Annotated in this window: 27 protein-coding genes; 12 read left to right on the top strand and 15 right to left on the bottom strand. The window is 60.0% G+C overall.

The features are described from left to right. Positions 1 to 37: 37 nt before the first annotated feature. On the top strand, positions 38 to 943 hold the full coding sequence (rarD, locus tag RUE5091_RS16720) for an EamA family transporter RarD (RefSeq protein WP_058283082.1): 906 nt from the start codon (positions 38 to 40) through the stop codon (positions 941 to 943). On the opposite strand, the gene RUE5091_RS16715 is transcribed toward rarD, so the two are convergent. Next, positions 934 to 1,638, bottom strand: coding sequence for an SGNH/GDSL hydrolase family protein (locus tag RUE5091_RS16715; RefSeq protein ID WP_058283081.1), 705 nt, complete (start codon positions 1,636 to 1,638; stop codon positions 934 to 936). The genes rarD and RUE5091_RS16715 overlap by 10 nt on opposite strands. A gap of 2 nt (positions 1,639 to 1,640) precedes the next feature. Beyond that, positions 1,641 to 2,051: a nuclear transport factor 2 family protein gene (locus tag RUE5091_RS16710; RefSeq protein ID WP_058283080.1), complete on the bottom strand. Its 411-nt coding sequence runs from the start codon at positions 2,049 to 2,051 to the stop codon at positions 1,641 to 1,643. A gap of 95 nt (positions 2,052 to 2,146) precedes the next feature. Between RUE5091_RS16710 and RUE5091_RS16705 the strand changes: the two genes are divergently transcribed. Continuing rightward, positions 2,147 to 2,794 carry an RluA family pseudouridine synthase gene (locus tag RUE5091_RS16705; protein WP_058283079.1) on the top strand — a complete coding sequence of 216 codons (648 nt, stop codon included), beginning with the start codon at positions 2,147 to 2,149 and terminating at the stop codon, positions 2,792 to 2,794. A 2-nt stretch (positions 2,795 to 2,796) separates the two neighbouring features. On the opposite strand, the gene RUE5091_RS16700 is transcribed toward RUE5091_RS16705, so the two are convergent. Beyond that, positions 2,797 to 2,982 carry a hypothetical protein gene (locus RUE5091_RS16700; protein WP_058283078.1) on the bottom strand — a complete coding sequence of 62 codons (186 nt, stop codon included), beginning with the start codon at positions 2,980 to 2,982 and terminating at the stop codon, positions 2,797 to 2,799. A 103-nt stretch (positions 2,983 to 3,085) separates the two neighbouring features. Here RUE5091_RS16700 and RUE5091_RS16695 point away from each other — a divergent pair, with 103 nt between their 5' ends. The 4 genes from RUE5091_RS16695 to RUE5091_RS16680 all read left to right on the top strand — a co-directional run bounded on the left by RUE5091_RS16695 (position 3,086) and on the right by RUE5091_RS16680 (position 6,065). Beyond that, the gene (locus RUE5091_RS16695; protein WP_058283077.1) at positions 3,086 to 3,778 is read left to right on the top strand and encodes a helix-turn-helix transcriptional regulator; all 693 of its coding nucleotides are present in this window, start codon (positions 3,086 to 3,088) and stop codon (positions 3,776 to 3,778) included. Between the two features lie 118 nt (positions 3,779 to 3,896). Then, entirely contained in the window at positions 3,897 to 4,568 is a 672-nt protein-coding gene (locus tag RUE5091_RS16690) for a YiaD family glycine zipper/OmpA-like lipoprotein (RefSeq protein WP_058283153.1), read from the top strand. Between the two features lie 115 nt (positions 4,569 to 4,683). Then, the gene (locus RUE5091_RS16685; RefSeq protein ID WP_058283076.1) at positions 4,684 to 5,226 is read left to right on the top strand and encodes an NADPH-dependent FMN reductase; all 543 of its coding nucleotides are present in this window, start codon (positions 4,684 to 4,686) and stop codon (positions 5,224 to 5,226) included. Positions 5,227 to 5,264: 38 nt separating this feature from the next. Then, positions 5,265 to 6,065: an HTD2 family dehydratase gene (locus tag RUE5091_RS16680; RefSeq protein WP_058283075.1), complete on the top strand. Its 801-nt coding sequence runs from the start codon at positions 5,265 to 5,267 to the stop codon at positions 6,063 to 6,065. Here the strand turns inward: RUE5091_RS16680 and RUE5091_RS16675 are convergent. Then, on the bottom strand, positions 6,057 to 7,097 hold the full coding sequence (locus tag RUE5091_RS16675) for an NAD(P)/FAD-dependent oxidoreductase (protein WP_058283074.1): 1,041 nt from the start codon (positions 7,095 to 7,097) through the stop codon (positions 6,057 to 6,059). The two genes, RUE5091_RS16680 and RUE5091_RS16675, sit on opposite strands and share 9 nt — an antisense overlap. Positions 7,098 to 7,146: 49 nt before the next feature. Between RUE5091_RS16675 and mnmC2 the strand changes: the two genes are divergently transcribed. Then, positions 7,147 to 7,812: a tRNA (5-methylaminomethyl-2-thiouridine)(34)-methyltransferase MnmC2 gene (mnmC2, locus tag RUE5091_RS16670; RefSeq protein ID WP_058283073.1), complete on the top strand. Its 666-nt coding sequence runs from the start codon at positions 7,147 to 7,149 to the stop codon at positions 7,810 to 7,812. Then, entirely contained in the window at positions 7,809 to 8,678 is an 870-nt protein-coding gene (locus RUE5091_RS16665; protein ID WP_058283072.1) for a DMT family transporter, read from the top strand. Before mnmC2 ends, RUE5091_RS16665 begins: the two co-directional genes overlap by 4 nt. On the opposite strand, the gene RUE5091_RS16660 is transcribed toward RUE5091_RS16665, so the two are convergent. Beyond that, complete coding sequence (locus RUE5091_RS16660) at positions 8,652 to 10,616, bottom strand: lytic transglycosylase domain-containing protein (protein ID WP_058283152.1); 1,965 nt, start codon at positions 10,614 to 10,616, stop codon at positions 8,652 to 8,654. The two genes, RUE5091_RS16665 and RUE5091_RS16660, sit on opposite strands and share 27 nt — an antisense overlap. 134 nt (positions 10,617 to 10,750) lie before the next feature. Between RUE5091_RS16660 and dapA the strand changes: the two genes are divergently transcribed. Next, positions 10,751 to 11,623: a 4-hydroxy-tetrahydrodipicolinate synthase gene (gene dapA, locus RUE5091_RS16655; protein ID WP_058283151.1), complete on the top strand. Its 873-nt coding sequence runs from the start codon at positions 10,751 to 10,753 to the stop codon at positions 11,621 to 11,623. 96 nt (positions 11,624 to 11,719) lie between these two features. Here dapA and RUE5091_RS16650 read toward each other — a convergent pair whose 3' ends face one another. The 7 genes from RUE5091_RS16650 to pdxR all read right to left on the bottom strand — a co-directional run bounded on the left by RUE5091_RS16650 (position 11,720) and on the right by pdxR (position 21,673). Next, positions 11,720 to 12,592 (bottom strand): dimethyl sulfoxide reductase anchor subunit family protein, encoded by an 873-nt coding sequence (locus tag RUE5091_RS16650; RefSeq protein WP_058283071.1) that lies wholly within the window; start codon positions 12,590 to 12,592, stop codon positions 11,720 to 11,722. Further along, the gene (locus RUE5091_RS16645; RefSeq protein WP_058283070.1) at positions 12,592 to 13,341 is read right to left on the bottom strand and encodes a 4Fe-4S dicluster domain-containing protein; all 750 of its coding nucleotides are present in this window, start codon (positions 13,339 to 13,341) and stop codon (positions 12,592 to 12,594) included. The genes RUE5091_RS16650 and RUE5091_RS16645 overlap by 1 nt, the downstream gene beginning before the upstream one ends. Then, entirely contained in the window at positions 13,338 to 16,157 is a 2,820-nt protein-coding gene (locus RUE5091_RS16640) for a molybdopterin oxidoreductase family protein (protein WP_058283069.1), read from the bottom strand. The genes RUE5091_RS16645 and RUE5091_RS16640 overlap by 4 nt, the downstream gene beginning before the upstream one ends. Before the next feature lie 24 nt (positions 16,158 to 16,181). Next, a complete protein-coding gene (locus tag RUE5091_RS16635) occupies positions 16,182 to 17,204 on the bottom strand; it encodes a YeiH family protein (RefSeq protein ID WP_165590794.1) in 1,023 nt (340 codons plus the stop codon). A gap of 80 nt (positions 17,205 to 17,284) precedes the next feature. After that, complete coding sequence (pta, locus tag RUE5091_RS16630) at positions 17,285 to 18,307, bottom strand: phosphate acetyltransferase (protein ID WP_058283067.1); 1,023 nt, start codon at positions 18,305 to 18,307, stop codon at positions 17,285 to 17,287. Between the two features lie 4 nt (positions 18,308 to 18,311). Then, on the bottom strand, positions 18,312 to 20,087 hold the full coding sequence (gene xsc / locus RUE5091_RS16625) for a sulfoacetaldehyde acetyltransferase (RefSeq protein WP_058283066.1): 1,776 nt from the start codon (positions 20,085 to 20,087) through the stop codon (positions 18,312 to 18,314). A 125-nt stretch (positions 20,088 to 20,212) separates the two neighbouring features. Further along, complete coding sequence (pdxR, locus tag RUE5091_RS16620; protein ID WP_058283065.1) at positions 20,213 to 21,673, bottom strand: MocR-like pyridoxine biosynthesis transcription factor PdxR; 1,461 nt, start codon at positions 21,671 to 21,673, stop codon at positions 20,213 to 20,215. A 136-nt stretch (positions 21,674 to 21,809) separates the two neighbouring features. Between pdxR and RUE5091_RS16615 the strand changes: the two genes are divergently transcribed. Continuing rightward, positions 21,810 to 22,118, top strand: coding sequence for an ArsR/SmtB family transcription factor (locus RUE5091_RS16615; protein ID WP_058283064.1), 309 nt, complete (start codon positions 21,810 to 21,812; stop codon positions 22,116 to 22,118). After that, positions 22,111 to 23,139, top strand: a complete 1,029-nt coding sequence (locus RUE5091_RS16610; RefSeq protein WP_058283063.1) for a permease — start codon at positions 22,111 to 22,113, stop codon at positions 23,137 to 23,139. The genes RUE5091_RS16615 and RUE5091_RS16610 overlap by 8 nt, the downstream gene beginning before the upstream one ends. A gap of 38 nt (positions 23,140 to 23,177) precedes the next feature. Here the strand turns inward: RUE5091_RS16610 and RUE5091_RS16605 are convergent, their stop codons facing one another. Beyond that, positions 23,178 to 23,570, bottom strand: a complete 393-nt coding sequence (locus RUE5091_RS16605; protein ID WP_058283062.1) for a hypothetical protein — start codon at positions 23,568 to 23,570, stop codon at positions 23,178 to 23,180. 54 nt (positions 23,571 to 23,624) lie between these two features. After that, positions 23,625 to 24,386 (bottom strand): DUF1013 domain-containing protein, encoded by a 762-nt coding sequence (locus RUE5091_RS16600; RefSeq protein ID WP_058283061.1) that lies wholly within the window; start codon positions 24,384 to 24,386, stop codon positions 23,625 to 23,627. Positions 24,387 to 24,516: 130 nt separating this feature from the next. Between RUE5091_RS16600 and RUE5091_RS16595 the strand changes: the two genes are divergently transcribed. After that, positions 24,517 to 25,146 (top strand): ribonuclease T2 family protein, encoded by a 630-nt coding sequence (locus tag RUE5091_RS16595; RefSeq protein ID WP_058283060.1) that lies wholly within the window; start codon positions 24,517 to 24,519, stop codon positions 25,144 to 25,146. Here RUE5091_RS16595 and RUE5091_RS16590 read toward each other — a convergent pair. Continuing rightward, the gene (locus RUE5091_RS16590) at positions 25,143 to 25,631 is read right to left on the bottom strand and encodes a hypothetical protein (protein WP_058283150.1); all 489 of its coding nucleotides are present in this window, start codon (positions 25,629 to 25,631) and stop codon (positions 25,143 to 25,145) included. The genes RUE5091_RS16595 and RUE5091_RS16590 overlap by 4 nt on opposite strands. Between the last annotated feature and the right edge of the window lie 51 nt (positions 25,632 to 25,682).

Raw genomic sequence — 25,682 nt, 5'->3', positions numbered from 1 at the left:
TGCCGTAGAGAAACACGGTATCAGCCGGAGACTTGTCGTGGCAGACACCCCTGTTCCACCGAACAATACAGACACGCCCAAAGGGCTGGCGCTGGCTGTGACCGCCTACGTCCTTTGGGGCTTTTTGCCCCTGTACATGAAGGCCTTGTCGCATGTCGGACCGATTGAGATCGTGTCCCATCGCGTCATCTGGTCCGTGCCTGTAGCTGGCTTGTTGCTAGTGGTATTGGGACGAACAAGAGATCTGAAAGCGGCCTTGATGAATCCAAAGATGTTGGCGATGGCTTGTCTGACGGCGACGCTGATCTCGGTGAACTGGGCGATTTATATCTGGGCGATTGCCAATGACCGGGCATTAGATGCGGCGCTGGGGTATTACATCAATCCGCTATTCAGCATTGCGCTGGGCGCGGTTCTATTGCGGGAACCGTTGACGAAAACGCAGCTGGTGGCGGTGGCAATTGCGGCGCTGGGCGTGCTGGTTCTGATCATCGAGACTGGCAGTTTGCCGTGGCCAGCACTAGGGTTGATGGTGACGTGGGGATTTTATGCGTTTTTCAAACGGTCGCTGCCAATTGGTGCCAATCAGGGCTTTCTGCTTGAGGTCCTGATCCTGCTGATCCCGGCGTTGATGTACGTCACTTGGTTGGGTGTGCAAGGCACCGGCAATTTTGGTGTGGTTGCCTCTGACACCTTGCTTTTGGGCGCGGCTGGGGTGGTGACTGCGGTGCCTCTGCTGGTTTATGCCAACGGGGCCAAGCTGGTGCGGCTGTCGACCATGGGTATTCTGCAATACATCGCCCCGACCATGATTTTCATCACTGCCATTACCGTGTTCGGTGAACAGATTGACCGGGGACGCATGATTGCATTTCCTCTGATCTGGACGGCTCTGGTGGTGTATTCGATTCCGATGATCCGGCAGATGCGGGCTCAGGCCTGACGAAGAAGGCGGGCGGCCTTTTTGGCCCAGATAGCGTAAGTTTTCGGGCTTGGGTGATATCCGTCCGGCGCAATCAGGGCCGGATCGTCGGGCAAGTCCAGCGTCAGATGCTGCGCCTGCTGGAAACTGGCTGCGACCTGCCGCAGACCCTGATCCAGTCGCCTTGCCTGATGGCCAAGAACCCAGGCCAGCGGTTGCGGCAGGGCGGGGAACCGGTTCATCTGCGGCACAGACGTAACGACCAGCCGTTTTACACCCAGAGGGCCGGTCAAAACTTCCAACAATTGGGTCTGGCGGTCCACGAAGCGCTTGCACGTCACGCCGCGCGTCACGTCATTCACGCCAAGTGCGGTGAGGGCCATATCGAACTGGCCGCTCAGGCCGCGCAATCGGTCAATTGTATCCTGAGTTGTGTGTCCCGTGGTGGCTTCAAGCTGCCATTCGATAGTGTAGTGGCTGGCCAATCGGGACACGAGATGTCCGGACAGCGCCTGCGCCTGTGTCCCCGCACCGACCCCGGCGGCCGAGCTGTCGCCCGCGATCAGTAATCGCAGTCGGGGCCCACGCCCGTCGCGCCCCTCGCGCGGGCCAATTGGTTCCGGCAGCAATTGGGCGTTGCGACGTACCGACAGGCCCTGCACCGCCAGAACCGGCAGCAGGGGCACGCGCAACAGCTGATCCGGGGCGACAGGCATGGTCAGCTCAGCGCGTTTTTGAATTCAAGGAACCGTGCATCGGTCATGATCCGCGCCATCATCGCCTCGCGCAGGGCACCGATAGTTTTGTGCGGGCGCATGACGACCTCGAATTCCTGAATCAGCCCGTCATCGTTGAGGGTGATCAGATCGACGCCCACCGCATCCAGATCACCGACCTGGCCCTGAAACTCCAATGCCCAGTCCTTGCCCGCGCCCATCACGCGGCGATAGCGAAAGTCCGAGAACACCTGCCCTACATGGCCCAGCACTGCCGCCACCGGCGCGCGCCCGGTCCAGGTGCTGTAGTAGGTGGGGGGCGAGAACCGCACGTCTTCTGCTAGCAATTCGTGGATCAGGCTTTCATCGCCCTTGGCGACAACGTCTTGCATGCGCTGGATCGTGGGGTGCATTCTTTTCCTCCGCTTCGGCCCGAGAGTTACTGAACAATTCCGTTCAGGCAAGCACGACGTTGCGGGAGGTGGCGCGCTGCGATAGGCAGGCGCGCATGAGCGAGACCTATGATCCCCCGACGACCCCCTTGGACGTGTTGCACGAGGATATGCAGCTGATTGTGGTGAACAAACCCTCGGGGCTTTTGTCGGTGCCTGGGCGGGGTGAGCATTTGGCTGATTGCCTACTGACCCGGGTGCAGGCGGCGTTTCCGCAAGCGCTTTTGGTGCATCGGCTGGATCGGGACACGTCCGGCGTCATGGTTTTTGCTCAAACACCCCACGCTCAGCGACATCTGAGCATGCAGTTCGAAAATCGTCAGACCCGCAAGACCTATGTGGCGCGCGTCTGGGGGCGGGTCGAAGACAAGACCGGAACCGTCGATCTGCCGCTGATCGTGGACTGGCCCAATCGTCCACTTCAGATGGTGTGTCACGAGACCGGCAAAGCCGCCGTCACCGACTGGCGCGTGGTCAAGCTTGAGGCTGAAACGACCCGCCTGCGGCTGTTCCCAAAGACCGGCCGGTCACATCAACTGCGGGTGCACATGAAGGCGTTGGGCCACCCGATTCTGGGTGACCCGTTCTATGCTGAGGGCGCTGCGCGGGACTTTCCGCGCCTGATGCTGCATTCCGAAGAGCTACGCCTGAAGAGCCCTGAAGGCGGGGTTGCGATGAAATTTCGCGCCAAGGCGGATTTCTGACCTTAGGCTGTGCTGGTCCAGAACAGTTTCAGATTGCCCAGCGAAAACCGTTTCGCTCGCTTCTTCGGGGCACAGGGCCGACGTGCGGCCATGATCTCGCGTTCGATTTCAAAGGCGCGCAGGGTGTGATCCTGCGCCCAGCGGTCCAGTTTCAGGGTCATCATCACGTGGTTGTCGCGGCTGGGCATGGGGATTCTCCTTTTCAATTGATCCCAAGTCTGGCCCATCACTGCTGACACCACCCTGTCAGGGGGGTGTGCTAGAGTGTCAGCAGATCAACCGGAGAACCCAATGCGCCGTTCGACACGACTGTTTGAAATCATCCAGATTCTGCGCTCGGCCAAAGCGCCGGTAACGGCTGAGATGTTGGCGGAAAAGTTGGAAGTGTCCGCGCGCACGGTGTATCGCGACATCGCAGCCCTGCAGGCGCAACGTACCCCGATCGAGGGTGAGGCGGGGGTAGGCTATCTGATGCGGCGCGGCTATGACCTACCGCCGCTGAATTTCGACGCTGAAGAGGTCGAGGCCCTGTGGGTCGGCCTGTCGATGCTGGCGCGAACTGGGGATAGCACACTGCAACAGGCTGCCGACCGAGTGTGCCGCAAAATCGAGGCGTTGCGCGTGCCGACGGACTGGCTGCAGGTCGCCCCTTGGGGCGCACCGATGGACGACCCAGAAAAGGGCTGCGTACCGGTTGTGAATTATCGCGAGGCCATTCGGAACGAACGCAAAATTCGCATTACCTATGAGGATGCCGACGGTGTAAGGACCGAACGGGTCGTCCGTCCGGTTGCTCTGATCTATCACATCGAATGCACGATGCTGGTCGCGTGGTGCGAGATGCGCAGCGGGTTCCGCCACTTCCGTACCGATCGCATCTGGGCCTGCGAGCTGACCGAAGATCATTTCTGCGGTCAGGGTGAGCCGCTGCGCGCGATCTGGCAGGAACAGAATCACTGGGATGTGCCTGCGGAGCCGTCATAAGTGGCGGGTATTTGCCGATTTCACCGGATTGTTGCTTGAGCCCACCTGCGGGCAACGCGATATACTGCTTCAAACAATACGCGCCCGGAGAACGGGCGCCGGAGCAGAAGGTGATATTATGACGATTTCCAAATTTGTTTTGTCCGCCGGGCTGTCCTCGGCCCTGGTTTTGGGTGCGTGCACAGACCCTGGCACGCTGAACCTGCCATCCGACCCCAATCAGAACACCAGACAAGGTGCAATTTTGGGCGGTCTGGTCGGGGCCGGCGTTGGCGCCATTGCGAATGACTCGGACCCGCTGTTGGGCGCGCTGGCAGGTGGTGCGATCGGTGCCGCTGGTGGTGGTCTGATCGGCAACCAACTTGACAAGCAGGCGGCCGAGCTACGTCAGCAGCTGGCCAATCAGGGTATCACCGTCACCAATGCGGGTGATCGCCTGATCGTCACTGTACCGAACGATATCAGCTTTGATACCGACAGCGCGACGGTGCGTCCGGCATTGCGCGCAGACCTGGTGCGGGTCGGGCAGAACCTAACGCGGTATCCCAACTCGAACGTTCAGGTTATCGGTCATACCGATAGCGATGGCGAAGCGTCCTATAATCAAGTGTTGTCCGAACGCCGGGCTCGGTCCGTGGCGGATATCTTGCAGGCCAACGGCGTGAACAGTGCCCGCCTCACGACCATAGGTCTTGGGGAAAACCGCCCCGCCGCGTCGAACCTGACGCCCGAGGGTAAGGCCCGCAACCGCCGGGTTGATATCGAGATCGTCCCCAGCGGCCAAACCTAACGAACCGGGGGCACCTGCGGGTGCCCTTTTTCGCACATTGACTGCGCGTCACATGGGCTTTGGTGCGCGCGTGCTTTGAGTTAGCTATGGGGAAACACCACAGCGGAGTTTCCCGATGTCCGATCCGATCCTGCTGAGCCTGTCCGGTTCGCTGCGCCAAAGTGCCACCAACCGCAAACTGCTGCGCGAGGCTGCGCGGTTGTTTGACCCCGGCACACATATCGAGGCTGACCTGAACCTGCCGCTCTATGATGGCGATCTGGAAGATGGCGAAGGCATTCCTGCGGCTGTTCAAACTCTGGCGGATCAGATCGCGCAGGCGCATGCGGTGATCATTTCCACACCCGAATACAACAAAGGTCCGTCCGGCGTGCTGAAAAACGCACTGGACTGGGTCAGCCGGACAGAGGGCCGCCCCTGGGCTGAAAAGCCGGTTGCGGTGATGTCGGCGGCGGCCGGCCGTGCCGGGGGCGAGCGGGCGCAGATGGTGTTGCGCGGCTATATGGTACCGTTCCAGCCGCGCATTTTGCAGGGCCCGGAAATTCATCTGGCCAACAGTTCGAAAGAGTTCGATGAGCATGGAAAACTGACCAGCGACCGCTATGAAAGCAGCCTCCGGACTCTGATGGGAAAACTGCGGGTTGAGGCAGGGTTCTAACGCTTGTTCGCTTGGGCCAGACTGCCTAATCTGCTGGCATGTCAGAGGAAATTCAAGCCGATGTGATCGACCCAGCCCGCGCCGCCGCATTTCAGGTGGCACTGGGGCGGGCGGGGGCGGTGACCGATGGATCTCCGCTGCCACCATTCTTTCATCAACTCTATTTCTGGTCGCCTCATCCGCCATCCCAATTGGGTCGGGATGGCCATCCCAAGGTCGGTAGCGGACTGGTTCCCGACATGGGCCTGCCGCGCCGCATGTGGGCCGGCGGGCGTTTGGAATTCAACGCGCCCTTGATTGCGGGCCGAATGGCCAAACGCCGATCCATTTGCGACGGTGCAGTCTCGAAAACCGGGCGCAGCGGGCCGTTGGGTTTTGTCACGCTTCGGCATGAGATTTATCAGGGCGATACCCTGTGCCTGACCGAGTGGCAGGATCTGGTCTACCGGCAGGACCCTTCGGCTGATGAGCTCAAGCCTGCCCCGCCCACTGCGCGCACCGATGAGACCGACCGACGTGAGGCCACCTTCGATTCAACCTTACTGTTTCGCTATTCGGCGCTGACGTTCAACGGCCACCGTATCCACTACGATCTGGACTATGCCCGCGATGTCGAAGGCTATGCCGGGCTGGTCGTTCATGGCCCGCTGCTGGCACAGCTGCTGATGCTTTTTGCCGAAGAATTAATGGGGCCTTTGGCGCAGTTTTCGTTCCGTGCAACCGCGCCATTGATGCATTTTGAAACCGCGACACTGTGCCGGGCAGAGCAATCCCTGTGGGTGCGCGGCCCCGATGGGCGGCAATGTATGATGGCCGACGCTGTTGCGCGCTCAGAGTGACGCTTCGGGCCGGAAATCGTCAGGAATTCCGTCGCGCCCGTCCAGAACCAGATCGGCCATGACCTCGGCCACTTTTGGGGCCATGCCAAAGCCGATCTTGAACCCGCCATTGGCGATGAACTGCCCTTGATACAATGGATGTGCCCCCAACATTGGTGCGCGACTTTTGCTGCGGGGGCGTACTCCGGCCCAACGTTCAATGACCTCTGCACCATGTAAAATGGGCACTGCACGGATGGTGCGATCCAGTACATCGTCCAGCGCAGCATCCGTGCTGGTCGGGTCGTCATAGTCGCGTTCCGAGGTCGACCCGATCGCCAGCGTACCATCCGCATGGGGCACGATGTGAATTGCGTCCGCGAACAGCTGCGGCACCGCGCCCGCGTCGAACCGCAACAGTGCGGCCTGTCCTTTAACGCCATTGCCAACGGTCTTGCCGAAGGCTTGGCTGAGTTCTTGCAATCCAACCAGACCGGTGGCGTGGACAACCTGTCCCTTATCCGGCGCGTCTGTCACCACTTCGACACCCATCACCGCAAGCGCAGAAACCAGCGCGGCACAGGCGCGACGGGGATGCATGCGGGCGCTTAGCGTGTCGTGGATCACGAAACCTGTCGGGCTGGGCGGACACCATGACCCAAGCGTATCGGTCGCAACAACCCGCCATTCTGCGCGACCCTGCCACAGCATTTCCGCTGTCACTCCGCGGGCATGGGCAAGCTCCAGCGTGCGGGTGTCGGCGATGGGTTGCAACCGGCCGAGACGCGCATATCCGGCTGAAACCCCGCCGGTGGCTTCGACCTGTTTCCAGAAGGGCTCGGCCATGATCAGGCTGTCGAATTGAAAGGCTTTCTTAGCGTTCCAGTTCTCGGGCACATGCGGGGCCAATGCGCCGACCAACCCGCCGCTAGAGCCCGAACCGGGGCCGAATGGGTCGACGACCTGCACCTTGGCGCCGCGACGGGCGCAGGTCCAGGCGATGGACAGGCCAAAGATGCCCGCGCCGCGCACCGTTACATCGACCATTGCCATTCCCCTCATCCTTGTTCAGTGTCGCGCCGCTTAGCTACAGGATTCCCCGATGGCAGACCAGCGTGCCGAACTGATATGGACCGAGGACCAGATTCCGGTCTCGGACCATTTCGATGATCCCTATTATTCGTTGCAGAACGGCTTAGAGGAAACGCGGCACGTGTTTCTGGCGGGCAACGACATGCCCGCGCGCTTTGCGCCTGGGTTCCGCATCGCCGAGTTGGGCTTTGGCACCGGCCTTAACATGCTGACCGTGTGGTCGGAATGGGAAAAATCAGGCCAAACCACGCCCCTGATCTTCACCAGTTTCGAAGCCTTCCCGATGGCGCCCGAAGACATGTCTCGTGCACTGGCGGCGTTCCCCGAAGTGGCGCCGTGGAGCGACCGTTTTCTGGCTCAGTGGAATGGTGGTCGCTGCGATCTGGGCACCCTGCATCTTGAGGTGATCGAAGGGGATGCGCGTCAGACATTGCCGGACTGGTCAGGGCGGGCCGATGCGTGGTTTCTGGACGGGTTTTCCCCTGCCAAGAACCCGGAATTGTGGGAGGCTGATCTGATGCGACACGTAGCGGATCACACGGCCAGCCGTGGCACGGCGGCCACCTATACTGCTGCCGGTTTTGTACGGCGAGGCTTGGAAGACGCAGGCTTTGACGTATCCCGAACCCCCGGATTCGGGCGCAAACGCCACATGACGCGGGCGATCAAAGCGTGACACAGCAGAACAACACCCGCGCCGGAATTGCGCTGATGATCGCGGCAACGGTCGTGTTCGCCTTGCAAGACGGAATCTCGCGCCATCTGGCGGGGACCTATAACACCTACATGGTCGTGATGATCCGCTATTGGTTCTTCGCCGCGTTTGTGATCGCCCTGGCGGCCCGCGCGCCCGGAGGGTTGCAGATCGCGGCGCAGACCAAACAACTGGGCTTGCAGGTGTTTCGCGGTGTCTTACTGGCCGCCGAGATCTGCGTTGCGGTGTTTGCTTTCACGGTTCTGGGTCTGATCGACTCGATGGCGGTGTTTATCTGCTATCCGCTGTTGGTCGCCGCGCTCAGCGGGCCGGTGTTGGGCGAACAGGTCGGCTGGCGGCGCTGGATGGCGATCGGCGTGGGCTGCATCGGGGTCCTGATCATCCTGCAACCGGGTAAGGGTGTGTTTAATCCTTGGGCCATTGTCCCGCTGATTTCAGCGCTGATGTTTGCGGTTTACGGGTTGCTGACCCGCTATGTCGCCCGTCAGGACAGCGCGGCCACCAGTTTCTTCTGGACCGGTATCGCCGGGGCGGTGGCGATGACGCTGGTGGGGATGTGGTTCTGGGAGCCGATGGCCCGCCCAGACTGGGCGTGGATGGCAGTGCTGTGTGTTAGCGGCGTCTTGGGTCACTGGTTGCTGATCAAATGCTATGAGATGGCCGAGGCCAGCGCGGTGCAGCCCTTTGCCTATTTCCATCTGGTTTGGGGTACCATCCTTGGCATCACGGTCTTTGGTGAAATGCTGCGGCCAGAGGTCGTCCTGGGCGCAGCTCTGGTCGTGGCGGCGGGTCTGTTCACCCTATGGCGCGAACGCCGCCAGGGTTGAACCGATCAGTTCCTGCGAGAAGGGGACGGGCAGCGCGGGTTCACCAAGACGCGCGCGATAGACCGGCAGGCTTTCGGCCACCCGCATCACGTAGTTGCGCGTCTCGCTGAACGGGATCGTCTCGATCCAATCAACCACGTCGATCTCACCGGCACGGGGGTCACCATACCGATCCATCCACGAGATCGGTCGGCGCGGCCCGGCGTTATAGCCTGCGGCCATCATCACCACGTTGCCGTTGAAATCCTCTGCCAGCCCCGACAGGTAGTTGGCACCTAGTTTGGCGTTATACTGCCAGTCCGAGGTCAGCTTGATCGTCTTGTGGCCGCTGAGAATACCCAGTTCCTTGGCCACAAGCTGCGCCGTGGCGGGCATCACCTGCATCAACCCGCGCGCGCCCGCGCCGCTGATCACCACCGGGTCAAACTCGCTTTCGCGACGGGCGATGGCCAGCGTCATCTCTTTGGCCATGGGCAGGCCCATATCGGCCACTGGATGAACCGGGTAATAGGCGGCGGGTAGAACAACTCCAGTTTTCGCCGCCCGCTTGGCGATCATCACCGCCAGATGCGGTTCCTTGAGTTCGATCACCAGATCGCCCAATTGCGTGGCCTGGACCTGATCCAACTCTTCAACCAAATGGGTCAGGAAGCGTTCTGACAGGTTGTCCTCACCCGCACGCAGCAAAAGCAATCCGGCCTCCAGAACGCTGGAGTCGGCAAATTCGGCCTGTTTCCAATGCGGCGCGCGGCGGGGGTTGGCCAACTCACTGTCAAAGGGCCGCCCGATACGTTCAGCTGCCAACAGGCCATAGAACGAAGTCTGGTAATCCGCGCCCATCGCATAAGCTTCATAGGCTTTGTCGGCATCCCCTTGCGCACCATAGGCCCGACCCAGCCAGTATCCGCCGCGCCCTTTTGAAATCGGAGACTGCACTGCGCCTGAAAAGTTCTGGAAATGCCGCACGGCCGTGGCCGGATCATTCAGCTTACGCAGGGCCAGGAACCCGGACAGCCATTCCAGATCGGCATAGGCATAGCCCATTTCCGGTGTCATGTGATGGTTGGCGGCGACCTGATAGGCACGATTCATATCACCATTGCGCATCTCAAGCCGCGCCAGACGGCGACGGCCCTCGGCCCATTTGTCGGGTTCACCCAGCGCCTCAGGCCCGGTCGATCGTGCCAGCATCAGGTCAATCGCGCTATCGTCCAGTTCCTTCCTATCGCGCCAAACAAAACGGTCAAAGGCCAGACCCGGCGAGTCGGTAAGGGATTTCGGCACCGCAGCGACCTTGCCATCGACGCCGGGCTGGCGCTTTTGCAAGGCGATCCGCGCCTCGGCCAGCTTGCGTTGATCGGCGCTGACCAAGGGCAGCATCTGCCCCGCGCTGACCAGGTGGTTGTCCCACAGCATCCGATCCAGCCGCGCCGCGTGGTGCGGTTTCAGCAGTTTGCTGAAATTCTCAAGGTAGTTCTTTTGCAGACCTTTCCCCATCGGCATGGTGCGCCACGCAGCAACCAGATCAGCCTCGGCATCGCCTTCGCGCCCTTTGGCCATCAAGGCGACGGCGTAGTTCAGCGCCCCTTCGGCGGTTTGCGGCGGTACGTCGGAGTAGAATTTCAACACCCGGTCGGGATCAGCACCGGTAAAGACCGGCTCGCTTTTGCGACGCAGCCAGGCCAACCCCGGCCAATCCGGTCGGCGTTCCATAAACACCAACACATCGCCAGAGCTGCCAAAGCCTTCGCGCAGCCAGTGCCAGACGATGATATCGCGACTGACCGAACCCCGATTACCCGACACGCGAAGGGCGGCATTCCAATCGCCCTTGCGCATCTCATTCATCCCGGCGCGCAGATCGCCGACCGAATCGGCCTGCGCCTGCCCCATTGACCCAAGAATCATTGCTATCAAAAGCGCTAGAACGCGTGTCATGCCTTGCATTTCCCAACCAACCAAGGATAGAGCCATTCAGGATAAACCTTGTGCCGACGGTATCAACTCACATCGCCATGATTGTGACGATCCTTGGGCACAAAAAACACAAACTGCACACTAAGGAGCGTGTCATGTTCAAAGGCTCAATGCCAGCCCTCGTCACACCGTTTTCAAACGGCGAGTTGGACCTGAAGACGCTCAAACACTTGGTGGAATGGCAGATTCAGGAAGGCTCGACCGGGGTGGTTCCTGTGGGCACCACCGGTGAAAGCCCTACGCTCAGCCATGAAGAGCATGAAACCGTCGTGGAAGAGGTAGTCAAAGCAGCCGCCGGTCGTGTTCCGGTTATTGCCGGAGCGGGGTCGAACAACACGGTTGAGGCGATCCGCTTTGTGCGATTCGCTGAACAGATCGGCGCTGATGCAGCCCTGGTTGTGACGCCCTATTATAACAAACCGACCCAAAAGGGTCTGGTGGCGCATTTTCGCGCGCTGCATGATTGTGCGGATATTCCGATCATCATCTACAACATTCCCGGCCGGTCGATTGTCGACATGACCCCGGCAACCATGGCCGAACTGGCCGAACTGCCGCGTATCGTTGGCGTCAAGGACGCCACGGGTGATCTGGCACGGGTCAGCCAGCAGCGTGCAGCCTGCGGGCCCGAGTTCTGTCAGCTGTCGGGCGAGGACGCCACTGCGCTGGGCTTTAACGCGCATGGCGGTGTTGGCTGCATCTCGGTCACTGCAAACGTAGCGCCGAAGCTTTGCGCTGAGTTCCAGCAGGCGACGTTGGTGGGCGACTATGCCAAAGCGCTGGAGTATCAGGACCGCCTGATGCCCCTGCACGAGGCGATTTTCATCGAGCCTGGTCTGGTCGGAGCAAAATACGCGCTTGGAAAACTGGGTCTGTGCAGTGAAGAGATCCGCTCGCCGCTGACACCGCTGGAAGACAGCACCAAGACCGCCATCGACGCTGCGATGGCTCATGCCGGTCTGACATAAGTCAGGCTTTGCCGGGTGTCTGCATCCGGCTAGCGGCACGTCTTCAAAGATGAATTGGCCTGCATGGTCAAAAAAGGGGGCTGAGAGCCCCCTTTTTTATCGTTTGCCGTAATACAGCCCGACCACATGTTCGGCTTGTGCAAAGAACAACCAGCGTGACATGGCGACGCCAGCCAGATGCGATAGTACAGCCAGCAGTGCCAGAATGTGATGAAAGGGCAGCATCAGCAGGATCAACGGCACGAAGAAGGCCAGTGTGAACGAGATGATCCGCAGCTTTTCAGCATGTTTGCGGCCGACCACGTGGACGAACTCGCGCAGCAGATAGTTGGTGCCCGTATGGGGGGGCTCAAACGCGCGGACCGAACCGCGTGAACCCAGACCTGTGGCGCTGCCCAGATCGGTGCCTGACTGGGCAAAGGCCTTGTCCCCTTGGCGCCAGTACATCAGTTGCACCACACCTGCGAGCAACAGCAACGGCATCGCTGCCGTGAGTTGCCCCGCCAGAAGAGCCCCGCCGGCAAGGCTGAAGCTTAGGAACATGGCCGGTGTCAGCTTCATGTTCCAGCGCGGAATGGTTTTGAGCTGGGTGTAGATCATCGACGTGGTGAACACGGTTGCCAGTGAAAACAACGCGCCGAGAAAGCCCAGAACACCCCAGCGCTGGCCAAGAAACACCGCGCCGATGGCGTAAAGCCCCATCAGGATCAGGGCGATCACAGCGCACCAGCCTTCGCGGCTGAGCCAGCTTGACCGCCATTGCGTGAAGGCCTTTATCGCGCGTTCCGGATGGCCTAGGTGGAAGGTCGAGGCGAGCAGACCACCCACGGAAAGGCCAAAGCCGATGGCAAAGAGGGCAAAGGCGACCCAGCCGGTGACGACGGGCAGGCCGAGACCGAGGAAGAACAGTAGGCCAAAACCCAGGCCCGAGAGGGTGGTGAAGACGATGACGGAAGGTGCGGGATGCATCAGAGCTTCTCCAGAGTTTTGTCGAGCCAGCCAAGGAACCCTTTGGGCTCTTCGGCGACGGGGGCCAGCAGCGGGGCCAGAATGTCGATCTGATCCTCGATCTGATCCTTGGGCCGGGGCGGCAGGTATTTGTTGACGGGTTTGGTGCCCATTTCGGGCATCAGGTCCACGCCCTCACGCTCGGCCACCAGCTTGCTGACATCGCTGTTGGGGTCGCCAAGATCACCAAAATGCCGGGCCCCGGCGGGGCAGGTGCGCACACATGAGGGGATGCGATCCACCTCTGGCAGGTTCTCGTTGTAGATCCGGTCGACGCACAGGGTGCATTTCTTCATCACACCTTCGGCCTGATCCAGCTCGCGTGCTCCGTAAGGGCAGGACCACGCACAAAGGCCACAGCCGATGCAGTCGCTTTCATTGACCAGAACGATGCCATCCTCGACCCGCTTGTAGCTGGCCCCGGTGGGGCAGACGGTGACGCACGGAGCATCCTCGCAATGCAGGCAGGATTTGGGGAAGTGGATCAGCTGTGCGTGGCCCTCATCCGGGGTCACTTCGTAGGAATGTACGCGGTTCAGGAAGGTGCCCGACGGATTGCTGCCATAGGCATCCTGATCGGACAGCGGCGCGCCGTAGTTTTCCGTGTTCCAGCCTTTGCACGAGATCACACAGGCATGGCAGCCGACACAGGTGTCCAGGTCGATAACCAGACCCATCTTACGTTCGGTGGATTGGGGGAGTTGGGTCATTTGCCTACCTTCCACGCCAGATCTTTCGGGCCGGTTCCCACCGGCGATTTTATAGGATCGAATTCCGGCTGGCTTTCGGCGTCACCCGGGGCGTCGGCTTTTTCGATCTTCACTTTCAGGTCGAACCAGGCGGCCTGACCGGTAATGGGGTCGGAATTGGCCCACCGCATGCCGTCGCCCTTTGGTGGCATCAGCTCGTGGATCAGGTGGTTCAGCAGGAAGCCCTTGGTGGCCTCGGGCGCGTCCTCTTGCAGGGCCCAGGCCCCTTTGCGCTTGCCGATGGCGTTCCAGGTCCAGACGGTGTTTTCATTCAGCGCGGCCATTTCCATGACCGGCACCGTGATTTCCCCGTGTGGCGAGCTGACCTTGGCCCAGTCGCCGTCCTGCAACCCGTGTTCGCGCATCAGCTTGGTGGGCACATAAAGCGGGTTGCGCCCGTGCAACTGGCGCAGCCAGGCGTTCTGGGTGCCCCAGCTGTGATACATGGCCATCGGACGCTGGGTCAGGGCATTGACGGTGAAGCCTTCGTTGCCCTGTTGGTCGGTCTCGTACCAGATCGGCAGCGGGTCCATCGTGTCCTTGATGCGCTGGCGCAGGTGCTCGGGCGGTTGCCGCTCACCATGGCCTTCGGCCGCCAGTTGGAATTTACGCATCGGTTCCGAGTAGAGCTGGAACAGGTAAGGCTGCGGGCTGTCATAGATACCCATGCCAACGGCCCAGTCCTGATAGGCCGTGTTCCACGGTTTGTAGTAATCCGCGCCTTCGGGAATATGCGCGACGTAGAATCCGCCGTTGTCGATATAACGGTTCAGCTGTTCCGGGTTGACCTCGCCGCGGCCTTCCTTGTCGCCGTCGGGGCCACGGAACCCGGCCAGCGGGCCAATGCCCGGGCGACGTTCGTGGTTGACGATATAGTCGGCATAGTCCTTCCACTTGGCGCTGCCATCTTCGTTGGTAAAGCCCGGCAGGTTCATGCGGTTGGCCAGTTCGATCAGCACCGACTGGAACCCGCGCACGTCGCGGTCGGGTTCGATCACCGGCCAGCGGATTGCATCGGCGGCGGCATCAGCCTCGCAGATCGGGCGGTCCAGCAGCGATATACAGTCGTGCCGTTCCAGATAGGTGGTGTCGGGCAGGACCAGATCGGCATAGGCCACCATTTCCGAGGAATAGGCATCGGAATAGATGATGTTCGGAATGACGTAATTGCCGTCATCATCCTTGGCGGTCAGCATCTCCATCACGCCCTTGGTGTTCATGGACGAGTTCCACGACATGTTCGCCATGTACATGAACAGCGTGTCGATCTTGTAAGGATCACCGGCGGCGGCATTCGAGATCACCATATGCATCAGCCCGTGGGCCGACATCGGGTTTTCCCAGGTGAACGCCTTGTCGATGCGAATAGGGTTGTCGTCATCGTCCAGCAACAGATCGTCGGGACCGCGCGGAAAGCCCAGATGCGGCCCGTTCAGCGGGCGGCCCGGACGGCGGTCGCCATGCGGTGTCGGGTGCGCCTCGACCGGTTTGGGATAGGGCGGTTTGAACCGGAAACCGCCGGGAACCTCGACAGTGCCCAGCAGGATTTGCAGCACGTGCAGGGCGCGGCAAGTCTGGAACCCGTTGGCATGGGCCGACACCCCGCGCATCGAATGGAAGCTGACCGGGCGGCCGATCATCTTGCTGTGCGTTTCGCCGCGGAAATCGGTCCATTCGTGATCCAGCTCGATCGCCTCGTCAAAGGCGACGCGGGCGATTTCCGCCGCGATGGCGCGAATGCGGCTGGCCGGGATGCCACAGCGTTCGGCCACGGCCTCGGGCGCGTTGGCGTCGCTCAGGTATTTTTCCGCCATCAGGTGGAAGACCGGGCGGTGGGTGACGCCATCTTTTTCGTAGGTCGCCGACAGGTCAGGGCGCACGCCCGGCTTGTCAAAGGCGGTCAGCTCGCCGGTGGTGCGGTCGATGACCAACGGTTTGCCATCTGCGTCGCGCAGGAACAGTCCGTTCTCGGGGCCTTCTGCGGCATTCACCAGAACCGGCGCGTTGGTGTAACGGCTGAGGTAATCGAGGTCGATCTTGCCGGCCTTCATCAGCACGTGAATCAGCGACAGGATGAACAGCCCATCGGTGCCCGGCGTAATTCCGACCCAGTCATCAGCCACGGCGTTATAACCCGAGCGGATCGGGTTCACCCCGATCACTCGCGCGCCGCGTGCCTTGATCTTACCAAGGCCCATCTTGATCGGGTTGCTGTCATGATCCTCAGCCACGCCGAACAGCATGAACAGCTTGGTGTGATCCCAGTCGGGCTGACCGAATTCCCAGAACGCGCCACCCATCGTATAAATGCCGCCTGCCGCCATGTTGACCGAGCAGAACCCGCCATGGGCCGCATAGTTTGGGGTGCCGAAATTCTGCGCCCAGAAGCTGGTGAAGCTTTGGCTCTGGTCGCGACCGGTGAAGAAGGCCAGTTTCTGCGGCGCGGTCTCGTGCAGCTCGTTCAGCCAGCCAACGGCGGTGCTGATTGCTTCGTCCCATTCAATCTCACGAAACTCACCCGAGCCGCGGGGACCAACCCGGCGCAAGGGCTTGCGCAAACGCGACGGTGCGTTGACCTGCATGATCCCCGCCGAGCCCTTGGCGCACAGAACGCCCTTATTCACCGGATGGTCGCGGTTGCCTTCGATATAGGCAACCTTGCCGTCCTTCATGTGAACGTTGATGCCACAGCGACAGGCGCACATGTAACATGTGGTCTTGCGGACCTCGTCCGAGACTTTTGGGCTGGTATCTATCTGCGGTTGCTGGATGGTCATCTGGCGTCCTTCTGTCGGGGCGGATCAGGTCAGGAATGTTATTCCGGCAAGGATAATCCCTGCAATGAAAAGCGTTTCCACGACGATCAGGGCGATAGCAGCGCCGCCGACCGACAGGATTTGTTTCAGGTTGGTTTTCATGCCAACCGCTGCAATGGCGATCAGCAGTAACCACCGCGAAGTCTGGCTGAGCAGGTCTGTGATGAAGGGAGGGATCAGGCCGAAAGAGCTGGCAGCGGCAAGAACCAGAAAGCCCAGGACAAAGCCGGGCAGGATCGGGGGCCGTTTGCCGGTATCGTCCATTTCAGCGACGCCGCGAATGATCAGCGAGGCGACCAGAACCACAGGGGCCAGCATTGCCACACGGATGAGTTTCACCAGCGTTGCGGTATCCCCGGTCTGTTCCGAGATCGAGAAACCCGCGCCGACCACCTGTGCCACATCGTGGATCGTACCGCCCAGAAACACACCGCCTGCGACATCGTTCATGCCCAAGACGCGCACCAGGATCGGGTAGGCGATCATCGCTATAGTCGACAGAACAGTGACGCCCAGAACGGTAAAAATCAGCCGTTCCTCGGACCGTTCATCCTTGGGAAGTATGGCGCTGATGGCCATGGCGGCAGACGCCCCACAAATTGCGACAGAACCCGCGGTCAGAAAAGCAAAGCGCCATTTGTGGCCGAAAAACCGGGCAACCAGAAGGCCAAAGCCGATTGTCACCAGAACCCCACCCACGACCAGAGCGATCAGGTCCCAGCCCAGCCCCATCATCAGAGTCATCGAAACCCGAACACCCAACAGTGCCACGCCCAGACGCAGCAACGATTTTGCGGCGAAACCGATCCCGGGGACGGTTTTACCCTCTTCCCCCAGAAAGCTGAGCGCGATGCCCAAAAGCAGCGCCATCAGCATGGCTGGTGTCGCGTAGTGCTCGGATAGAAATTTGGCGGACACGGCAACGATGACGGCCACCAGAATGCCCGGGAACAGGGTCCGGGCCTTTTGGGTGGCTTCTGAACCGACAAGGTTTGAAATCCGGGTCATGGCCAGCATCTATCCGGCCGCCCTTCTTGAAGCCGCAGCACCATCTGCGGGCTTGCCGCCGAAGTTATGTCGGGTGAGGTTCAACACGTTTCGGGCTCGGCATCGGCGTGCTGGGCCTGAACGGCAGTCACGGCGATCATGTGCAGCACATCATCAGCTGAACAGCCGCGTGACAAGTCGTTTGCCGGTTTCGCCAGTCCTTGCAGAACCGGCCCGACGGCCTCGGCCCCGCCAATACGCTGTGCAATCTTGTAGCCAAGGTTCCCGGCATCGAGGTTTGGGAAGACAAACACATTGGCCTGCCCCTTCAACGGCGAGTCCTTGGCCTTTTTGCTGGCGACCTCGGGCACATAGGCGGCGTCGAACTGTAGCTCGCCGTCGATCAGCAGATGTGGGCTTGCAGCCTTGGCGATTTTTGTGGCCTCGACCACCTTGGAAACCTTGGGGTGGTTGGCGCTGCCGCTGGTGGAAAAGGACAGCATTGCAACGCGGGGCTCTTGGCCGGTCAGCGCGTGGTACGACGCGGCAGAGGCCTGCGCGATTTCGGCCAGTTCCCGTTCGTCGGGATCAACGACCAGACCGCAATCGGCGAAAATATGAGCACCCTGAACCGCGTGGTGGTCGCGGTCATAGATCATCAGGAAGAAGCTGGACACCATATGGGCGCTTGGCGCTTTGCCGATGATCTGCAACGCGGCGCGCACAGTGTCCGAGGTGGTTTCAACAGCACCGCCCACGGTTCCGTCGGCCAGCCCCAGATGGACCAGCATGGCGGCATAGTTCAGGCGGTTTTTGATCAGTTTCCGCGCATTTTCGGGCGTCATGCCCTTGTGCTTGCGCAGCTCATAGTAAGCGGTGGCGAACCGATCCGTGTGGGGGGATGTCACGGGGTCATGGATGGTAATCCCGTCCACATCCGATCCGCCTTTTTCCGCCAGCAAAGCGGTGATCTTGGCGTGATCTCCCACAAGAATGATATCGGCCGCATTCTCGGCACGCGCTTTCAGCGCACCTTCTACGACGCGTGGATCATCGCCCTCAGCAAGGGCGATGATCTTTTTGGAACTGGTGGCAGCCCCAAGAATTTGGCGTAGGGGCTTCACGTATTTATGCTCCGGCCTGGGACTTCATGTCCGCAGCGTCGATACCAGCGACCTCGACGGGCTTCTTCATCGCATCGCGGCGGAACGGGTCACCCAATTCCTGGTTGATCATAGCTTCGATCAGCGTAGTGATGCCGTTCTTCTGATCGATGATCGCCTGGTTCAGGGCCGCAGTCAGCTCGTCCTGTGTGCGCGCCTGAACGCCCTTCAGACCACAAGCCTGTGCGATGCCCGCATACGACACTTTGGTGTCCAGCTCGGTGCCGACAAAGTTGTCGTCGAACCACAGGGTCGAATTACGTTTTTCTGCACCCCACTGGTAGTTGCGGAAAACGATCTGCGTCACGGCCGGCCATTCGTCACGACCAATCGCCGTCAGCTCGTTCACTGCGATACCGAATGCGCCGTCACCCGAGAAGCCGACAACCGGAACATCGGGGCAGCCAATCTTGGCGCCGATAACCGCTGGCAGGCCATAGCCGCAGGGACCGAACAGACCCGGGGCCAGATACTTGCGGCCTTCTTCGAACGACGGGTAGGCGTTGCCGATGGCGCAGTTGTTGCCGATATCGGACGAGATGATTGCCTCTGTGGGCAGTGCCGCCTGAATCGCGCGCCATGCCATGCGTGGGCTCATCCAGTCAGGCTTAGCGGCACGGGCACGCTCGTTCCAGGTGGTGCCCGGATCGTCGTTTTCGTGCGTCAGCGAGCTCAGTTCCTGCGCCCATGCCGATTTGGTCGTAGCAATAGTGTTTTTGCGATCTTCGCGACCTGCGTCACCAGCATGGTCACCCAGACGGGCCAGCAGACCTTCGGCAACTTTCTTGGCGTCGCCGACGATGCCGACAGTGACGTCTTTGGTCAGACCAATCCGATCCGGGTTCAGGTCTACCTGGATGATCTTCGCATCTGTAGGCCAGTAGTTGATGCCATAGCCGGGCAGGGTCGAGAACGGGTTAAGACGTGTACCCAAAGCCAGAACCACGTCAGCCTTGCTGATCAACTCCATCCCGGCTTTCGAGCCGTTATAGCCCAGCGGGCCGGCAAACAGGGGGTGCGAACCAGGGAACGCGTCATTGTGCTGATAACCAACGCAAACCGGTGCGGTCAGACGCTCGGCCAATTCGGCCGAGGCCGGAATTGCATCTGCCAGAACAACACCGGCACCGTTCAGGATAACCGGGAATTTGGCTTCCGACAGAATGTCCGCTGCTTCCTGAAGCGCCTCGTCACCGCCTGCGGTGCGGGCGAATTCGACGATCTTCGGCAGCTCGATGTCGACAACCTGGGTCCACATATCGCGCGGGATGTTCATCTGCGCCGGTGCCGACGCACGTTTGGCCTGCAGGATTACCCGGTTCAGAACTTCGGCAACACGCGACGGGTCACGCAGTTCTTCCTGATAAGCCACGCAGTCCGAGAACATGCGCATTTGCTCCATCTCCTGGAAACCGCCCTGACCGATGGTCTTGTTTGCGGCCTGTGGTGTGATCAGCAGAACTGGCGTGTGGTTCCAGTATGCGGTTTTCACTGCCGTTACAAAGTTGGTGATGCCAGGGCCGTTCTGCGCGATCATCATCGACATCTTGCCGGTCGCGCGGGTGTAACCGTCGGCCATCATGCCGCCCGACCCTTCGTGGGCGCAGTCCCAGAACGAAATTCCAGCCTTCGGGAAAATATCCGAGATCGGCATCATCGCCGAGCCAATGATACCGAACGCATGTTCGATACCGTGCATTTGCAGGACCTTAACAAAAGCCTCTTCAGTCGTCATTTTCATGTGTGTGATCTCCGCGCATGTGTGGAATGGCCGGGCACGGCGCCCCGCCTTTGCATACGGTTTTGGCCTATGGGGCAGGGCTGCGTTAGGGCCAGATGGATTTGCGGAATAGGTCCAGCGTACCGCTAACAGGCACAAATGGCTTCAGCGATCAGTTTCACGCCGGGTTCAATACGGTCCTGCCGGATCGAGGAATAGCCGATGCGATAGAAGTTCTTCGGCTGATCCGGCCCCGAAAAAAAAGGTGCACCGGGTTCGATATGGACGCTTTGACCCTGCAATGTGCGGGCCAGTTGGGCGGTGTCGACATGGTCCGGGGCTGACATCCACAGGGATGACCCACCCATGATGCCACGCCCGGCGACGGTCAACCCGTGTTCGTCAATTGCTTTGTCCAGCGTTGCGCGCCTGTTCGCCAGCGCTTTTGACATGCGCCGAATCTGCGCGTCGTAATGGCCCAGCGACAGAAAATAGGCGGCGGTACGCTGGATATGCCCCGGCGGGTGGCGCAATACCAATGAGCGTAGTGCCCGCGCCTCGCGGATGAATGGTTCCGAGCCGACCATGTATCCAAGGCGCAATCCCGGAAACAAAGATTTTGAAAAGCTGCCGACATAGATCACACGACCATCGCGGTCCATCGACTTCAAGGCCGGTGAGGGCGCGCCCAGAAAGGCCATTTCGAATTCATAGTCGTCCTCGACCACCATCGCATCCAAATCACGCGCGCGTTCAAGCAGTTTGTGCCTGCGGTCGACGGGCATGGTTGCCGTGGTCGGGCTTTGGTGACTGGGCGTGGTGAAGATGACATCCGTTGCATCAGGCAGCGCATCGGGGGGCAACCCGTCGCGGTCGACGGGTATCGGAGTCACGTCGCAATCCCAATGCTCTAGCAGGCTGCGCAAGGAATAGTAGCAGGGGTTTTCGATCACCGCAGTGCGATTGTGAGTCAGTAAAATACGAGAGGCAAGCCACAGCGCGTTCTGCGCGCCCATGGTGATCAGGATCTCTTCGGGACGGGCGGCTATGCCACGCCGGGGCAAGGTGTGGCGGGCGATGAATTCGATCAGCAGCGGATCATCCTGATCCACGTAATCAGTGGTGAGGGATTCGAAATCCTTGTGGCCCAGTGCGCGCACGGCGCAGAGGCGCCAATTGGCATGGTCAAAAAGGTTGCGATCGGCCTGTCCGTAGATGAACGGATAGCGGTAATTGCGCCAGTCACGGGGTTTGGACAGCATATCGCCGCCCGAAAATTTACGAGCCAGCGCTGCGTCCCAATCGACATTTTCCGTACCGCGCTGAAGGGGCATATATTTTGGCGGCACCGGTGCGTTTTGCGAAACGAAATAGCCCGAACGCCCTTTTGCCGTCAGATAATCATTGGCCAGCAGCTCGGTATAGGCCAGCGTCACAGTGATCCGGCTGACGCCCAGATGGGCGGCCAGTTTGCGCGATGAGGGCAGCTTTTCCCCCACATGAAATCTGCCGGATAGAATGCCCTCGGCAATCATCTGTTGGATTTGCGCCTGCAGCGTGCCTTGCCCGTTCAGCTCAAGAAAGAATGTATCGACCGATATTGCCATGAGGTCTTATAGGGTGGACCTAAAAGATGAGCAATCTGGACTTATGGCTTTTTCAAAGAATTCTGCGTCGCCATGGTTGACCGGGTGGTTCGATTAATCTAAATAACTAGAAATCTAGTTTAATGGAGAATCGAATATGTGGGAAACTGCTGCAGCAGGATTTTCGGCCATGGGGTCCGAGGCCCGGCTGAAGGTTCTGAGAACTTTAGTCCGCGCCGGGCAGGCGGGGCTGACGGTTGGTGAAATTCAGGAACGGACGGGAATCGCCCCGTCAACGCTGGCCCATCACCTTCGGTTTCTGGCCGCGGGTGGAGTGGTTGAACAAGAGAAAGTCGGCCGCAGCACGATCAACCGTGCCTGCTATGACGAATTGAGAAACCTGGCGCAATTCATTCTTGCCGAATGCTGCGCTGACGAAGTGGGAAAGGCCGCGAACGATGGCTGAACTTACGCAAAATCCCAAAGTGTCAGTTAAGGCGGTTGACCTGATCAAAACCCCATGGGCACTGATCGTGGCGATCCTTGCCGCCGTGGCCGTGCTGGATCCCGGCAACTGGAGTGAGGTCGTGATTTTTGCTGGCAAGGCGCTGCTCCACACCGGTCAGTACATTCTGTTTGCCGTGCTATTGCTGTCCTACCTCAAGGCAACCGGAGCCGAGGTCATGGTGGCCCGCGCCTTTGAAGGGCGCGAGACGCGGATGATCTTCCTTGCTGCGGTGTTTGGTGGATTGGCTCCATTCTGTTCGTGCGAGGTCATCCCCTTCATCGCTGGATTGCTGTCGCTAGGTGCGCCATTGTCTGCCGTGATGGCATTCTGGCTCAGCTCTCCGTTGATCGACCCGCCGACCTTGTTGATCACCGCAGGCGCATTGGGGTGGCCGTTTGCTATTGGAAAGGCGGTTGCGGCGGTGGCGCTGGGTCTGTTCGGAGGCTTCGTTGTGCGTGGTCTGATGCGCTCGGGCGCTTTTGCCCAACCGCTGCGCGACTACAAACCGGCCGGATGCGGCAGCTGCGGTTCTAAGCAGGACGACAAACCGGTTTGGCGGTTTTGGCAGGAAGCTGAACGTCGTCAACGGTTCCGGTCGGAATTCGTTCACAACGCGCTGTTCCTGCTGAAATGGCTGGCACTGGCCTATGTGCTTGAGGCGCTGTTGGTCAGTTATGTCCCCGCCGATCTGATCGCCCGTGTGGTTGGCGGCGAAGGCATCCTACCCATCGTGATCGCGGCGCTGGTCGGGATGCCGGCCTATCTGAACTCCTACGTCGCGCCGCCACTGTTGGCAGGGCTGACGGAACAGGGGATGAGCGCAGGTGCCGCCATGTCGTTCATGATCGCGGGTGCGGTCAGCTCGATCCCGGCGATGGCTGCCGTGTGGTCGCTGGTCAAACCGCGGGTCTTCGCCACCTATCTGGGGCTTGGGATTACCGGAGCAATCATTGCCGGTATCCTGTTTCAGATGATCTGAAGGAAAAACCGCCCGGAGATACCTCCGGGCGGTTTTGCTTATTGGTTGGCCTCGCAGAGGCTCGGCTGTTTGAAGCGATACCGTGCCTCTCCGCTGATTACATAGATGCGTTTTTCTACGCAGGCTGTGGCGCCAACAGTCCGAGCGATATGCTCTTTGGGTTCGTTAATCGATGTGGCTGAGCCATCGGGTAGCTGAACTGAGGCAATGACGCCGTATTTCAGATCCCCATTCACCGGAGTTGCTGACAGAACCGAGACGGTCAGGTACGAGTCATGTTCGTGGGTGCCGTCGTCATTGACCACCAGTAGCGTCGCGGCAATCGTGATGATGCCGACGATTGCCACAACCAGCAAACCCCATGTCTTCAGAAAGCCATAGATTGAGACGGCACGATGCGGGCCAAAGATTTTGGACAGGATAGTGAGCATGAATTCCCTGCGGGAAAAAAGCCCCGGCTCGTCAAAACCGAGGCCATCTGTGCCTTAGGGGCGTAGATCGTCTTCGTCTTCGTCCTCAGCCCCGCCTTTGGGCAGGTTGAAGAAGCTGTCGGCGTCGAGGATCGGCTCTTCGTCTTTCTCTTCCACTGGGTCGTCGGACAGTGAGAAGGTTTCCAGACCCTCGATGGCGGTCGGGATTTTCGGCGCGGCGTCCATTTCCAACGATTGCTCGGTCGAGACCAGCTTGCGACGTTCGTCATCGCTCATGACGCCACCTTCGGCGGCTTTCTTGGCTGCGGCTTTCTGAACAATCGCGTCCAGCTCGGACTGTTTGCACAGGCCCAACGCAACCGGGTCGATCGGCTGCATGTTGGAGATGTTCCAGTGGGTGCGCTCGCGGATCGACTGGATGGTCGGTTTGGTTGTACCCACCAGCTTGGCAATCTGACCGTCGCTGAGTTCTGGGTGGAACTTGACCAGCCACAGGATCGAGTTCGGACGGTCCTGCCGTTTGGACAGCGGGGTATAACGCGGACCACGGCGCTTTTCCTCGCCAGCGGCAGCAGCGTTGAACTTGAGCTTCAGCTTGTGCAGCGGGTTATTCTGCGCCGAGTCGATCTCGTCCTGGGTCAGCTGGTTGTTGGCGATCGGGTCGAACCCTTTGACGCCAGTGGCCACATCGCCATCGGCGATGCCCTGCACCTCAAGTTCGTGCATGCCCACGAAATCCGCGATCTGCTTGAAGCTGATCGTGGTGTTGTCCACCAGCCATACGGCTGTTGCCTTGGCCATAAGCGGTTTTGCCATCAGCCCGTCTCCTATAAATACATCTGTCCCGTCGCCGGAATTCGGCGGCCCCTTGTTCTTGGGGCAGGTTTCCGTTGTCGGGGAACTTGGGGCCTATATAGTCGCGGCAAGGCAAGAAGGGAAGAGGCGAATGCGCTGGGTGATTTTGTGGGTTTTTAGCGCGGTCGCGGCATTGGCGGACGGAGAGAAAGCCGGTGAATTCGACTATTACGTCCTGTCGCTGAGCTGGTCGCCCAACTGGTGCGCCCGCGAAGGTGATGCGCGTGGGTCAGATCAATGCGATACGCGCCATGATCACGGTTGGATATTGCACGGGCTGTGGCCTCAGTTCCATCAGGGCTGGCCTGCATATTGCCGTACGTCCGAGGCGCCGCCGACGCGTCGCATGACTCGGGAAATGACGGATATTCAGGGCAGTTCGGGGCTGGCTTGGCATCAGTGGAAAAAGCACGGCACCTGCTCGGGCCTGAGCGCCCCGGACTATTTCGCGCTGTCACGGCAGTCCTATGATGGCGTTCAACGCCCCGAGGTGTTCCGTCAGTTGGACACTCCTGTCAAACTGCCTGCGTCGGTGGTAGAAGAGGCGTTCCTGAAAGCGAACCCTGCGTTGCAGCCAGACATGATCACCATCACCTGCAAGCAGGGTTACATCGAAGAGGTGCGCCTGTGCCTGTCCCGCGCCCTTGACCCGGTGCCTTGTGGCCGCGACGTGATCCGCGATTGCACGGCCAAAAACGCGCAGTTCGATCCGATTCGTTAAAGTTTCCGGTTCTGGCAATCGCGGGCATAGTCCAGCGCTTTGGCGGTGCCTTTGAGATCAATCGCCATCACCACCTCACCGGCCGGGTTATAGACGGTCATAGTTTTGTTCTGCGCGATGGCGTTGACGAAACTGCGGTCGGTGAAGAACACCGTCGCGCCTGGTACGTCACGCTGATTGAAGCCAATGGCGTTGGCGTCAAAGCTCTCGCCGTCCAGCTCGAACCGGATCGGATAGCTTTTACCCTGCTCGATATCGCCCCAGGCCTTGTTGTAGACGGCGAAATACCCGCGATTGTCGAGCGCGTCATAGCCGATACGCACCACCGAGAGGTCCTGATAGATCGTCTGGATCAGGCACCCATTGCCAAGCGCGGGGTCCATCATGATGTTCCAGCCCTCAACAAAGCCCTTGTCGATCAGTTCCTGCGACCAAGCGGCGGCAGCGGTGAAGGCGGCGAAGGTGAGGGCGAGAAGGCGGGTCATTGTGTCGTTTCCTGAAAATAGCAGTTTGTTCATCCGGCAAGCTTTACCGAG

This window comes from Ruegeria denitrificans, assembly GCF_001458295.1.
Lineage (GTDB): Bacteria > Pseudomonadota > Alphaproteobacteria > Rhodobacterales > Rhodobacteraceae > Ruegeria > Ruegeria denitrificans.
Note: the sequence above shows the minus strand (reverse complement) of the source record. Positions and strands in the feature narration are given on the sequence as shown.

Coding starts and splice junctions, on each gene's coding strand:
- RUE5091_RS16715 (WP_058283081.1), bottom strand. CDS start 1,638: ATGCCTGTCGCCCCGGATCAGCTGTTGCGCGTGCCCCTGCTGCCGGTT.
- RUE5091_RS16710 (WP_058283080.1), bottom strand. CDS start 2,051: ATGCACCCCACGATCCAGCGCATGCAAGACGTTGTCGCCAAGGGCGAT.
- RUE5091_RS16705 (WP_058283079.1), top strand. CDS start 2,147: ATGAGCGAGACCTATGATCCCCCGACGACCCCCTTGGACGTGTTGCAC.
- RUE5091_RS16700 (WP_058283078.1), bottom strand. CDS start 2,982: ATGCCCAGCCGCGACAACCACGTGATGATGACCCTGAAACTGGACCGC.
- RUE5091_RS16695 (WP_058283077.1), top strand. CDS start 3,086: ATGCGCCGTTCGACACGACTGTTTGAAATCATCCAGATTCTGCGCTCG.
- RUE5091_RS16690 (WP_058283153.1), top strand. CDS start 3,897: ATGACGATTTCCAAATTTGTTTTGTCCGCCGGGCTGTCCTCGGCCCTG.
- RUE5091_RS16685 (WP_058283076.1), top strand. CDS start 4,684: ATGTCCGATCCGATCCTGCTGAGCCTGTCCGGTTCGCTGCGCCAAAGT.
- RUE5091_RS16680 (WP_058283075.1), top strand. CDS start 5,265: ATGTCAGAGGAAATTCAAGCCGATGTGATCGACCCAGCCCGCGCCGCC.
- RUE5091_RS16675 (WP_058283074.1), bottom strand. CDS start 7,097: ATGGCAATGGTCGATGTAACGGTGCGCGGCGCGGGCATCTTTGGCCTG.
- mnmC2 (WP_058283073.1), top strand. CDS start 7,147: ATGGCAGACCAGCGTGCCGAACTGATATGGACCGAGGACCAGATTCCG.
- RUE5091_RS16660 (WP_058283152.1), bottom strand. CDS start 10,616: ATGACACGCGTTCTAGCGCTTTTGATAGCAATGATTCTTGGGTCAATG.
- dapA (WP_058283151.1), top strand. CDS start 10,751: ATGTTCAAAGGCTCAATGCCAGCCCTCGTCACACCGTTTTCAAACGGC.
- RUE5091_RS16650 (WP_058283071.1), bottom strand. CDS start 12,592: ATGCATCCCGCACCTTCCGTCATCGTCTTCACCACCCTCTCGGGCCTG.
- RUE5091_RS16645 (WP_058283070.1), bottom strand. CDS start 13,341: ATGACCCAACTCCCCCAATCCACCGAACGTAAGATGGGTCTGGTTATC.
- RUE5091_RS16640 (WP_058283069.1), bottom strand. CDS start 16,157: ATGACCATCCAGCAACCGCAGATAGATACCAGCCCAAAAGTCTCGGAC.
- RUE5091_RS16635 (WP_165590794.1), bottom strand. CDS start 17,204: ATGACCCGGATTTCAAACCTTGTCGGTTCAGAAGCCACCCAAAAGGCC.
- xsc (WP_058283066.1), bottom strand. CDS start 20,087: ATGAAAATGACGACTGAAGAGGCTTTTGTTAAGGTCCTGCAAATGCAC.
- pdxR (WP_058283065.1), bottom strand. CDS start 21,673: ATGGCAATATCGGTCGATACATTCTTTCTTGAGCTGAACGGGCAAGGC.
- RUE5091_RS16615 (WP_058283064.1), top strand. CDS start 21,810: ATGTGGGAAACTGCTGCAGCAGGATTTTCGGCCATGGGGTCCGAGGCC.
- RUE5091_RS16610 (WP_058283063.1), top strand. CDS start 22,111: ATGGCTGAACTTACGCAAAATCCCAAAGTGTCAGTTAAGGCGGTTGAC.
- RUE5091_RS16605 (WP_058283062.1), bottom strand. CDS start 23,570: ATGCTCACTATCCTGTCCAAAATCTTTGGCCCGCATCGTGCCGTCTCA.
- RUE5091_RS16600 (WP_058283061.1), bottom strand. CDS start 24,386: ATGGCAAAACCGCTTATGGCCAAGGCAACAGCCGTATGGCTGGTGGAC.
- RUE5091_RS16595 (WP_058283060.1), top strand. CDS start 24,517: ATGCGCTGGGTGATTTTGTGGGTTTTTAGCGCGGTCGCGGCATTGGCG.
- RUE5091_RS16590 (WP_058283150.1), bottom strand. CDS start 25,631: ATGACCCGCCTTCTCGCCCTCACCTTCGCCGCCTTCACCGCTGCCGCC.